Source organism: Parafrigoribacterium humi, from assembly GCF_040227205.1.
Classification (GTDB): Bacteria; Actinomycetota; Actinomycetes; order Actinomycetales; family Microbacteriaceae; genus Parafrigoribacterium_A; species Parafrigoribacterium_A humi.
In genome coordinates, this window is the sequence record NZ_JBELOA010000013.1 from 1 (window position 1) to 11,855 (window position 11,855).

7 protein-coding genes and 1 pseudogene are annotated in these 11,855 nt (G+C 60.0%); 6 read left to right on the forward strand and 2 right to left on the reverse strand.

Annotation, left to right across the window (positions count from 1 at the left end):
• Positions 1-1,019 precede the first annotated feature (1,019 nt).
• The 6 genes and pseudogenes from ABUA28_RS14020 (at position 1,020) to ABUA28_RS14045 (ending at position 10,055) form a co-directional block, all read left to right on the forward strand.
• Entirely contained in the window at positions 1,020-2,021 is a 1,002-nt protein-coding gene (locus ABUA28_RS14020) for a DUF3644 domain-containing protein (RefSeq protein ID WP_349904922.1), read from the forward strand.
• Positions 2,022-2,093: 72 nt separating this feature from the next.
• A pseudogene (locus ABUA28_RS14025) lies at positions 2,094-2,522 on the forward strand (transposase); the annotation flags it as partial.
• Between the two features lie 163 nt (positions 2,523-2,685).
• The gene (locus tag ABUA28_RS14030) at positions 2,686-3,957 is read left to right on the forward strand and encodes an AAA family ATPase (protein WP_349904923.1); all 1,272 of its coding nucleotides are present in this window, start codon (positions 2,686-2,688) and stop codon (positions 3,955-3,957) included.
• Positions 3,947-6,475 carry a S8 family serine peptidase gene (locus ABUA28_RS14035; protein WP_349904924.1) on the forward strand — a complete coding sequence of 843 codons (2,529 nt, stop codon included), beginning with the start codon at positions 3,947-3,949 and terminating at the stop codon, positions 6,473-6,475. The genes ABUA28_RS14030 and ABUA28_RS14035 overlap by 11 nt, the downstream gene beginning before the upstream one ends.
• A 120-nt stretch (positions 6,476-6,595) precedes the next feature.
• Complete coding sequence (locus ABUA28_RS14040) at positions 6,596-7,972, forward strand: SIR2 family protein (protein ID WP_349904926.1); 1,377 nt, start codon at positions 6,596-6,598, stop codon at positions 7,970-7,972.
• The gene (locus ABUA28_RS14045; RefSeq protein WP_349904927.1) at positions 7,965-10,055 is read left to right on the forward strand and encodes an ATP-binding protein; all 2,091 of its coding nucleotides are present in this window, start codon (positions 7,965-7,967) and stop codon (positions 10,053-10,055) included. Before ABUA28_RS14040 ends, ABUA28_RS14045 begins: the two co-directional genes overlap by 8 nt.
• Before the next feature lie 1,013 nt (positions 10,056-11,068).
• On the opposite strand, the gene ABUA28_RS14050 is transcribed toward ABUA28_RS14045, so the two are convergent.
• Positions 11,069-11,704, reverse strand: a complete 636-nt coding sequence (locus ABUA28_RS14050; RefSeq protein WP_349904928.1) for a hypothetical protein — start codon at positions 11,702-11,704, stop codon at positions 11,069-11,071.
• A 47-nt stretch (positions 11,705-11,751) separates the two neighbouring features.
• Positions 11,752-11,855 (reverse strand): integrase core domain-containing protein (locus ABUA28_RS14055; protein ID WP_349904929.1); only part of this gene is annotated, 104 nt, incomplete at its 5' end.

Here is an 11,855-nt window from a genome sequence, read left to right on the forward strand (position 1 = left end):
CGGAACTCCCTCGGAAACGCTCTCGGCATGGCAAACATCCTTCCAGAGACGAGCTACTCGCCCCAGATCAGGAGTCACCTAAACCTGCAGCAGTCCCGTAATCGTTCACATCTGGTTATGTGTGCGGCTGATTTCGCGTCACGCCGGAAAATCGGCAAAGAATCCACCAATTGAGAGAGCGCACCGACATAAACGCTGATCAGGTGGGATAAAACTATTTCGACATTCTTTTGAAAAGCCGTCTACGAGGACTGCTATCGCCCCGGTTTGGCCGTATGGGGCCCGCTTTCGACGCTATACGCGATGTGACACCGAAAGTGCCGAGTCATTGACATGCCGGCCGGATTCAGGCTCGTTCGCTCAGTTGTCGGGCTTACGTTGGGCGTCGCCGAGCACAGGGGCAAAAGGCGAGCGTTGGCCACGACAGACTTGCCACAAAATCCGGATCAGCCCAGCCGGTTTCGCGGACAACCAACGCGATCACCCAACGCACAATCTGATAGTCGGGAGCAGCTCTCACCGAGCTTCCGTTCTAAGCCAAGGTTCTTCGCTGCTGTCGTTGCCGGGGGGGTTATCACAGGTGTTCTCCGATGAGAACGAAATTGATTCAGGCGATCCTCGCTCCGACTAGGGCAGCGGTCCCGAGGGCGACTTTAGTCGGACGCTCTCTGCGCAGGGTCCGGCACCATAATTGACCCCGAGTTAAGGAATAGGTTGGGGCTCATGCGAACACCCGAATCTCATGCACGGCGCCCCGTCGATGTATTCGGTGCAGGATTCTCGCGGGCGGTACATCACCAAATGCCGCTGACGGACGCGCTCGGGGCAGCCACTGATGTAGTTTCTGGCGCGAGACGTCTCGTGAGGCGCTCAATTCTGCGGCAGATCGCGACAAACGAGCCAACGAAGCCGAGGCGCGCGGCGACCATACCGAAGCAACTGTGGCGGGTCATCCTCCACCCCAGCTTCCCGAGCTAGCTGTCCAAATTCGCTTACTGAACCATCTGGAGGGTTTACCGTTGCGCGCACCCTATGTTTCCATCAAGCGACTTGTTGACAATTCGCTCGCTGCAATGCTCGCTGCCGTTGAGATCTATAACAAGCCGCAAATGACATACCGCGATGAAGTTACGGTCATGCTCATCGTCAATGCGTGGGAGTTGGCGCTCAAGGCGACATTGCGCCAGAAGGATCGCTCCATCTTTTATCCGAAGAAGCGAGGCGAGCGATACCGGTCGATTGCCATCGATGACGCACTTGGGCGCGTGAACGCCAGCAAGTTGTGGCCCAAAGGGATCGACGGCCCTGCGGTGATGGCAAACGTCAAAGCACTCACCGAATACCGCGATCGAGCGATCCATCTATACAACGCGCTGGGCCTCGGCGCTGTCATCTATCCATTCCTCCAGCAGAACATTCTGAACTACCGCGACTTCATGTTGGTGAAGTTCAAGAGGGACCTGGCAGACTCCATGACCTGGCAGCTCCTCCCGCTCGGTGCGACTGCACCGGCGGACGCGGTTCAGTTTATGAAAGTTGACAAGAACGCGACGATGGTGGCCGAAGTCGAGGAGTTCATTAAGCAGCTCCGGAACCTCATGGATGACGCGCAGGCGTCCGGAAGCGACATGGGGCGGGTGGCGACGGTGTACGACATCCACATGCAATCGCAGAAGAAGCTCAGCAGCGCCGACCTGGTTGTAGCGGTCTCGCCGACCGCGGATGGGCAGATCGCAATCCACAAGACGGACCCGAACCAGACGCATCCGTTCAGTGCGACCAACTTGCTAGCGAAAGTCAACGAGAAGCGGCCCGGTCGAAAACTGACAACGCGCGATCACCAGGCGCTCTGCTGGCGGGACAACCTGCGTGAGAACCCGAAGTACGCATGGAAGCACAGCAACGGTGCCTCGCACGTATGGTCAGGGGAAGCGGTGAGCTACCTTGCCTCGCTGACTGACGAGCAGTATGACGCAGCGCGCGCCAGCTATCGGGAGCACCTCCGCGCCGTGAAAGACTAATGTCTGTCGCGGTGGAGTGGAGGCCCAGTGTGACCGCCACGACTGCGATTTCGTTGGCTGGGGCAGTGTGACGTCGACGGGAACGGGATTCCTCTCGGCACGGTCGTCGCCGGCGCGAACAAGCACGACTCGCCGCTTTTGCGCCCGACACTGGAGAAGCTGAACCGCTTCGAGGAGCTTCCGGAGAAGATCACCGTGCATCTCGACGCCGGCTACGACTCGAAGACAACCCGGGACCTACTCGACGAGTTCGGCTGCCAGGGCCAGATCGCCACGAAAGGCACACCCGCACCGCTGCAAGCGACCGGCCGATGGCCAGTCGACCGGACGAACTCCTGGCACAACCGCGGCTTCAAGAAGCTCGCCTTCTGCACCGACCGCCGCATCAAAGTCATTGACGCTTTCATCGCCCTCGCCAACGCGATCATCACCGTCAGACGCCTCATCAGAGAAGGCCAGACCCTCCACCGCTGGGACGGACGACCAAACCGCAAACCCTGAACCTATCCGCGCGATCTCTAAGCCACAAGTGCTCGTCATATCGTTGATTCGCTCACGACGAATGGCACGATCAGCTCGCGCTGGGTCGCGCGCGGTGAACTTGTCGCGTGGCGCAAGGTCGCTCTGGCTGGAATATTATGAGCGGAAGGTAACCTTCACTTCTGTGGATCGCATCGAATCTGTCCAGCAAGTGATCAAGAATGTCTGTTACAGGCGATATGGTGTCCCTATGCAGCATTTCGCTATCCTCAAATCGCTTATTCGTGTCGCTTTGGCGAGCGACTCCGCTCCGCTTCGCCACCAGGTTGAACGTCTCATCGAGGCGCTGCGGGCTGAGGGGGAAGTCAAGGAAGCTGCGGCGCTGTTGCGGATGATGAACCAGAACTCCCGCTCGACCGAGTTGTCGCCGAGTCGGATCACCAAGAGCGTTGTGGGGGTGGTCGGCGGGAAAGAGCGGCTCGGCGCTTCGGTCGCGGTGCCGGTGGACAAGGAAACCTCAGCCCCGCTCGCGAACCTCCTGATGCCGGACGATATCGTGGCACGTCTGCCGCTCTTTCCGGCTTCGTTGCAAGAGAACGTGGAGGCGCTGCTTCAGGAGTGGGAGCATGCTGAGCGCATCGCCGACGCGGGGATGCGCGCATCGTTGTCATTGTTGATCTATGGGGCTCCGGGCACTGGGAAGACGACGTTGGCTCTGTGGCTTGCCAAGCGGCTCGGCATCCCGGTGGTGCTTGCACGGCTGGATGGTCTGATCAGTTCCTACCTGGGGACGACAGCACGCAACCTCGGTGCCCTATTCGCGTTCGCGAATCGATACGAGTGCGTTCTCGTGCTCGACGAATTCGACGCGATCGCGAAGGTTCGCGACGATCCGAACGAGGTCGGGGAAATCAAGCGTGTGGTCAATGCCCTCCTGCAGAACATGGACGTCCGTGACGGGCGCGGTATCACTATCGGGTTGACCAATCATGAATCGCTGCTCGACACGGCTATCTGGCGGCGGTTCGAAGTGCAGCTGGCCGTACCCCTGCCGGGATTCGAACAACGTGTAGAGATCGCCAAGCGTCTTCTGGACGTAGAAGGTGACGCGGCCGTTGCTGAAGCAAAACTCCTTGCCTGGGTGTGTGAAGGCTTGTCCGGGGCGGAACTGCAGACGATGGCGACGAAGTATCGCAAGCGCCGTCTTCTGCAGGAGGATGCGGATATCGCACCGGTGGTCACCGTGGCGCAGCTGTCACGTTCCACCTCCGTCCATATCGATTCGGATCGCCGTCGCCTGCTGGACCAGGACGAGGGGCCGCTCACGAGGGACCTGGCAATGACGGATGTGAAGTTCAACAACATTGAGTTGGCATACCTCTTCCAGTGCAGTACCAAGACGATCGGCCGCCGTATCAGCGACGCCGGCGAGGACGGTGACGCTCATGGCGAATGAGCCAGTACAGGTGGTGCTTAATCCGGGTGCGCTCCGAGCGCCGAGGGACCGTCCGACACCGAACGGCAACGGGACCGATTTCTTCGCCGGCCGCAACACCGCATTCGCGACCCACCGGATGCAACTTGCCGCAGCGGTGAGCGCTGTGATCGCTGCGCTGGAAAACGACCAACAATTCGCCGGCCTCGGCTATGTCCGGGTGGTCATGGCCGCGGACGCCATCGCAAAGTCCCACCGAGCGCAGCGACGCCTTTTCCGGCCCGCCTGGACTCCGCACGTCGCCACCGAAGGCATTGGCGAACCGATTTACGCCGTGACACCGCAATCGCTTCGGAAAGTTCTTGCCGAGATCGTGAAAGCGGAGACCGACGTGCCGCTCAAGATCGATTCTGCGACCGGGCTGGCAAAACCAAATCCCTCGCGGAACCGCTGTGAAGTCTCCGCGATCGAAAGCATCACCCTCTGGACCGACCAAGACAAGCGCGACTTCAGTGCCGCCGACGGCGCAGCCTGGCTCGCACGATCGGGCACGGGCGGACGGTACCTGATCGAGCTGTTCCCGGTCGCGACAGCCGAGGACAGTTCCGCACTTGCCCACGCCGAACTGGTCGCGTTCGACGCGCTGCGGACGGGGCTGGCGCAGCTGAGCGTGGACGTACAGGCCCTCCGCGCAGGCATGAGCACCGGGGTGAGGGAGCTATCCCTGAAGGTGAATGTGCCCGGAACTCCAAGCCGGCTGAGCTTGGAGCCTCCATCGGTGGCACGGGCACGGGCCGGTGAGGTGGAGGCGAGAAGCTCGTCAGAGGCTTTGGTGGCGGTGGACCCGGGTGCGCATCAGCGGGTGCTCGAGTCGATCGAGCGCAACCCGCTGGTGCGTTCCGTTTCCCTGCCGCCAGTCGTCCGGCGCGACCTCAGCGAAGCAACATCGTTGGGCACACCTGTCGCAGAGGAGCTTTTCGAGCGTGATCCTGAGACAGCATCGGCGCAAGTCGGAGTTGTTGACGGAGGAGTGGGGGAGGTGATCGGAGAATGGGTCGAGGATCGTTGGGGTCAACTAGCTGACGACGACCGCGACGTTAGCCACGGCACCTTCATCTCCGGACTGCTGGTGGCAGCGGGCAGTCTCAATCCCTTCCTGCACACGCAAACGCACGGATGCCGCATTTACGACCTCGACGTCCTCCCTTCGGACCCTGGCGAGACCGGCATTCCGTTCGACAACTACTATCCGGGCGGTGTTCCCGACTTCATGGACGAGGTCGAGACCGCTGTGGCGGACTATCGGCAGCGGCACGGTGTCCGTGTATTCAATTTCAGCATGAACTTCCATGCCGCCGGAGACAGTTCCCGGTACGGGTATGCGGCGATGAGGCTAGATCAGATCGCAGCGCAGAACGACGTGATCTTCGTGATCTCGGCGGGCAACCTGCTTACGAGTCAGCAACGGCCGGAATGGTCAGTCAACTCCGAGTCAGCCCTAGCGAGCCTCGCCAATGACACTCAGAGCATCCTCAGCGAGCCGGGCGAAAGCCTGCACAACGTGTCCGTCAGCGCGCTGAATCCGCCCGGTCTGGAAGGCCAAGTACCCCTCGCGTTGGCCCGCTACAGCCGACGCGGACCGGGCCTGCGCGGTGCAACTAAACCCGACTTCGCTCACATCGGAGGTTCTGGTAGCCCGCGAGCCGGCGTTGGTGCGGGACTCTTCTCCGTCGACGAGCTTGGGCAACTCGTCGCCGGCGCTGGTACCAGCTACGCCGCCCCGCTGGTCGCACGCCGCCTTGCCGACCTGGACGCTCTCATTGAAGGAGAAGTCTCCCGAGAAGTCCTTCTGGCTCTCCTCGTTCACTACGCCCACACCCCGGACGTTTTCGCGCAGAAGACAATCCTTCCCGTTGCCCGGAACCTCATCGGATTCGGTGTTCCCACCATCGCCGAGGAAATGCTCCAACGGGACGACTCTGAAATCACTCTCGTGTTCGACAGTGTCGTTCAGCCTGGAGAGCAAGCGACACTCAAGTTCGCCTGGCCCGAAGCGCTCGTCGGAGATGGCGGAAAATGCCGCGGCTACGCAAGGCTCACCCTCATCGCACGACCGCAACTCGCCTACGAGCACGGAGACGAACGGATCCGTGTCAACATCGGGGCCCGTCTGATGCAGGAAAACAAAGACGGCGGATTCGAGAGCAGGTTGCACGCCGTGAACATGACACCAAGCGGCACTGAGCCGCGGACCGAACGCGACCTATTGAAGGAAGCGATGAAATGGCAGGTGGCCAAGTGCTTCGAAGCCAAACTCACCGGACGAGGCCCGAGTTCCACCTGGAAGTTCGTTGTCAACTATCTCACCCGTGCTGATGAGAGCATGCCGATGAACGGGGTCGAATTCGCTGCAGTACTCACTATCGCCGACCCGCGAGGTATTGCCCCAGTGTTCCAACAGATGAGGCTAGAACTCGGCCAACTCGGAATACGAACTGACGACATCCGCACCAGCATCCGCGCACGCGCCCAAGCCTGAAACTAGATCTTGGAATGAGGCTCACTTGAGATTGATTCGATTGCTTCGCCGCGTATCGGGCTTTCCCGATATCGTGACTCCCAGCGTCCCATGTCGGGCGACGAACAGATGGAGCCTGCTATGACTGATTTGGAGCCTGAGGCTGGGGCTTCTGGCCTTTTCCTTACCGGGGGAGTGGTGAAGTCGCGCCTAAGCGAGCAAGATCGCCACATCGTCCGAGACCACATCGCCTCTCTCCTGCAGGTCCAGAATCTGGTGATCCTTGTCGGCTCCGGAGCGTCATTCCACTTGGGCTCACCCCAGACGCGGAATCTGGACAACTCTGCTGTCCAGGCCATGATCGAGGGCGCAGATCAGGCGATCGACTCCACGGACGGGGAGTTGCTGAGGTTCCTCAATCCGGCTGACAACGGGGATTTGGAGAAGCTCCTCAATGGCCTTCAGCTTGCTACATCACTTGCCGACCAAGCCGGCCTTGCCGAGGTGACTTTCGGCTCGGGTAAGAAAGCCAAGAGCTTTACCAAGGCGCAGATCGACCAACTCAAAGGCAAGATTAACGTTGCCTTCGCACACGCATGCCAGCTCCCTCGCGCGGACGCGGATTTGAAGGACCCCCTCGCTGCGCACCGGCAGTTCCTCTCCCGAATCGTGCGAAGCAGGCGCGCCAACCTTCCGCGCCCGAAGGTCTTCACAACGAACTACGACCTTGTCATCGAACGAGCGCTCGACGAGTTGGGGTATCCCTATATCGACGGATTCAGCGGCACGGTGGACCGGCGCCTCAATCTTGCTTACTACGGACTCGACTTCCACCGGGTGGAGACGACATCTCAGCAGGTTGTGGCCCGTGCGGACAGTGCGCTGTACCTGCATAAGATCCATGGAAGTCTCAACTGGAAGGCTGTTGTCGGCGGTGCATCCGGCGTCACTACGCTTGAGGTGGTGCAGGTCGAAGAGGGCAGCGCCACTGTCGATGAACCGGTCCTGATCTACCCGACGACAGCCAAGGACGGCGACTCGCTTTCTTACCCGTATTCCGACCTCATGCGCCTGCTCAGCGATGCCGTTCAGCAGAACGACACGGCTGTTATCACTATCGGATACGGATATGGCGATCCGCATATCAATCGTATCCTGCTCCGCAGCCTCGCGATCAATCCGGCGATCAACGTCCTTGCTGTCGATCCTTACGCTGTGCTCGGTAAGGGTTCGGGCCTCGTCAAGGCGGTCCTCGATGAAGAACTTGTCGGGAACACCCTCGCTGCGCGCGAGCACAAGCCGCTTGATACGCCGGTCGCGGCGCTGGCTGCCGCTGACGACTCGCGAATCACCGTACTCACCGGAAGGGCCGGGGAGTTCGTGCACATGGTCGACCTCTTTCCCGAACCAGGGCTCGACCTCAACGTCAACGCGCCAGCCGCGATAGTGACGTTGATCGAATCCCTTGAACGATTCACCGAAGGGAAATCCGTGAAAGACGTGAACGCCGATGAATGAGGTCGGTGTGATCGGCAGGGTCACCGCGGTCCAGAGCGCCTCCATTCGAGTCTCGCTGGACATCGGGGCGAAGGGTTTTACCAAGGTTGGTCCGGACGGACTTCAAACCGTCGGCGTAGTGAACTCTTACATCACCGCTCCCGCTGGGGCACATCGTGTCGTCGCTATTGTTACGGGGGTCTCGATCCTTAGCCGCAATGATTCCACCACAGGGCGTGGCCTGCTCAGCGAGGACGACCAAGCCTCGTACGAGCTTGAAGCCGCCGTAGTTGGTCGTTTCGAGGGAGATAAATTCAAGTCAGGGCTGACCGCCTACCCGTCGCTTCACTCGCCGGTCAAAATAGCGACGCCAGCCGAAGTGAAGAACATTTTCCTCCCCAAGCAAGTTCCGTCGGTGCGCCTCGGCTCATCTGCGGTCGCGTCGGAACAAGACGTCTATCTCGATGCCAACCTGTTGCTCGGCCATCATTGCGCTGTGGTCGGATCCACGGGCTCGGGGAAGTCCTGCACTGTCACCGCGCTCATCGACGGCCTTCTCGACAACAACATCATCAGCGGGCACATCGTCATCTTCGATATCAACGGCGAGTACAAACAGTCCTTCTCCAGTGACACTGCACGCGGCAGAAGGACACGGACGCTAGTGCTTGGTCCGCAGCCCGGCTCAAGGTCGGGCCTCTTTCTCCCGCACTGGTTCATGAATAATGAGGAACATCTCGCGCTCTTCCGAGCAAGCGAGGGTGTGCAGGCCCCAGTGCTTCAGCGATCGGTCGCCGACGCCCGCCTGGCCGGAGCCTCTTCGCAAGCCGAAGCCGATCGGCTCGACAACGTGCGAAACACCCTCGCGATCGTGCAATCGCTGTTCGGGAACTCCATGGACGGTGAGAGTCCGGCACTGCGTCAACTTGAAGATCTCGCAAAGCTGGCAGTGATTCAGGCCGCTGCGGCCTCGCCAATAAAGGAACATTGGGAGGCGATGGCCTCCCTTGTGCCTGCGGCAATAAAACGAGCCGACCTTCAACCCAACAAGAAATACACGCCTCTTACCGCGAAACACCGCGACATCCTCAGCGAACTCGTCCGGGAGATGAACGTACACATCACGGCGTCGCTCGGTGAACTAGGCCTTGGCAGTGGAGCCACCGGCGCTGATTTCGACGCCCCTGTCTACTACGATCTCCAGCAGCTCTGCGACTACTTCCTGCCGAATCGTATCCAGCTTGAGCAAGCCAATGACAGCAAAATCGCCGGCTACGTCGCAACGCTCCAAATGCGCCTAAGTCGCCTCCTCGCGGACGGTCGATACGACTTTATGACTCGGATCGAGAAGCACGAGGACCCATTGGGGTCCTATCTACGTGCCCTTATGGGTGAAGATCCAACGCACGGCAAAGTGACATCGGACTGGCCTGGCGCTGACGCGTATCGGGCTCAGTCCGCGGATCATGCTGCTGCTGGTCCCTCGATCACCATTTTCGATCTCAGCCTTGTCGCAAGTGATGTCTTGGAAAACGTTACGGCGCTACTCGGTCGCATCCTTTTCGACTTCGCAGTGAGAAGTGACCCACGCGCCGAACATCCTGTCCTGTTAGTCCTCGAAGAGGCGCATCGGTTTATTCCTGCCCGGCGAGACTTTAACGGAGCAGGTAGCCGATCTGCGGCCGTGTTCGAGCGGATCGCTAAGGAGGGACGCAAATTCGGGTTGTCACTGTTGCTCGCTAGTCAACGGCCAAGCGAACTCAGCGAAACGGTCGTCGCCCAGTGTGGAACGGTTATCGCTCACCGTCTCACGCACGAAGCCGACCAGGCTCTGCTGCGTCACGCAACCGCCCTGAGCTCCCGTGCACTTCTCGACCAACTCCCCGGCCTAGCACAACAACATGCTCTCGTCACCGGAGTGAGCACCGGGGTTCCAGTAGCTGTCCGCATCCGAGATGTCCTCGACCCGCCCAAGAGCAACGACCCCGACTTCATCGCAAGCTGGACGGACGCGACAAAGCTGGAAGGTCTCCCCACGCACATTGACCGCGTCGTCGCGGGCTGGCAGGGTGAGGAGCTCCCTGAGGACACCACTGAAGAGTAAAAAGCATGGGGACTCCGTAAGGATCGCTTCGTCCATGAGAGAGCACGGCACTGTCCCCGGACGTGATCTCGTGAATCATTCGGTGCTTGGTCGGAAATCGACGCTGCCGCCGCCGAATACGAAGCCGGCTTGAACCAGTAGGCGAGCCCTGCATGCCAGTACTGCGCGGGGAATCATTGTCCCTTCGAGACGTAATTGGTGGCCATCGTCCTTCGCTTAGTAAACGGAAAGCGGGGCTGACGAAGAATCTAGCCGATTAAGCACGGGGCCACAGCCTGCGACATCATCGATTCAAGGTGGCCTTTGAAAGCCGGACTCCAATGGGCCGGGCGTAGCGATACTTGACTGTCATCTGATGACAGAGCAGCGCAAACGACCAGCCTGTCGGTGCTCGTCGATAATTTCAATACATGGCAACCAAGGATCATTGAATCGCCCTGGGTTTCGTTCCGTCTGATCCTTTTGGAGGATGGGACTATGACTAACCCTTATCCGGCCGAGTTTCGTGAGCGGGCGCTGCGGATGCTGGCTGAAGCCGCTGTGACACGTCAGTTCATAACGTTAACGACGAGACAGTACTAGACGAGGCAACTCGGAAGGAATTCTTCCCAGTTCGACGGGGAGATTCCCGAGACGACTCCCGACATAATCGGTGTTATCGGTGCAAAACTTCGCCAATAGGTGACCTCCGTAGCGGGTGCGCCGCAACCGGGCGTCGACCGGAGCGGATTTTTCTCGGTGTGGATTGCGCCCAAACATTACGTCGTGGCACGACAGTCTCAACAGTTTGGATCGAGATTCCGCCGCCACACCCTTGTTTGCGTTCACAACTGATAGTCACCGGGATGTCCGCGGCTTGCGCGCGGGCAGGGCCAAAGAAAAGGATTGTGAGGCTGGGCGCACCTGCGAGGAGGTAGCAGCTGCGCCGTGGGAGAAGTCACTGAAATCTAAAGATGGCCCGCGGTCAGCGTCGGCATTGGTGGTGATCTGAGTGGTTCGCCAGCTGCTGCCGGCTACTCAGCCACCGCGTCCGCGGCAGCGACGACGGCTCGCCCGAGGGGTGCTATGGGATAAGAGTTGCCTCCCCAGGTTCGCACCACCGTCACCAGCCCGAGGCCGCTCAAAGAGATGAGACAGGCTTCAGCCCGCTCAACGGAGATTCCGAGACTTGCGCTGATCCCAGGAGCGCCAGTAGGCAATAGATCGTCTTCACCATCGTCCCCCTTCGCGCCGCCACTTTTCGCTATCGCCTGAAGCACCTGGAACTGACGCGGAGTAAAGTCCTTCATAGCCCGCAGGGCCAGTTCGATGTCATCAAAAGAGTCCCCGTCACCCGATCTGGCAGCAGCAGCGGCGAGTCCCATCGCTGCGCCCATCGCGCGGAGCACCTGCTCATGCCCATTCATTCCGGCGGCATATAGGACTTGCAGGTACAGCGGGACGAGTTCAGGCTGCCCATCGAGAAGGTCGGCGAGTTCCTCGCGACTCATCCCCGAGGCATTCTCCGCCACTCGCAATGCCTTGGACGCTCGCTGCTCATGCTCCCTCGCTACGCGATCGAGAACCTTGTCGGTCAGCCACCCGGTGCCGGGAACGACCGACGAAACAATCTCGGTAAGCGTCGATCGAACTGCCTTCTCTAGATCCATGGCGCCACTCTATTTGCAATAGATACCGGCGAACTGTCGTTACTCGTCTAGCTGTAGTTCCCTGTGACGTTGTGAACGCGTTGGGCTGGGGTTTGGCCGCCGAGTCCGGTGTGGGGTCTGTGGTGATTGTAGCGATGGAGCCATCCTGGAT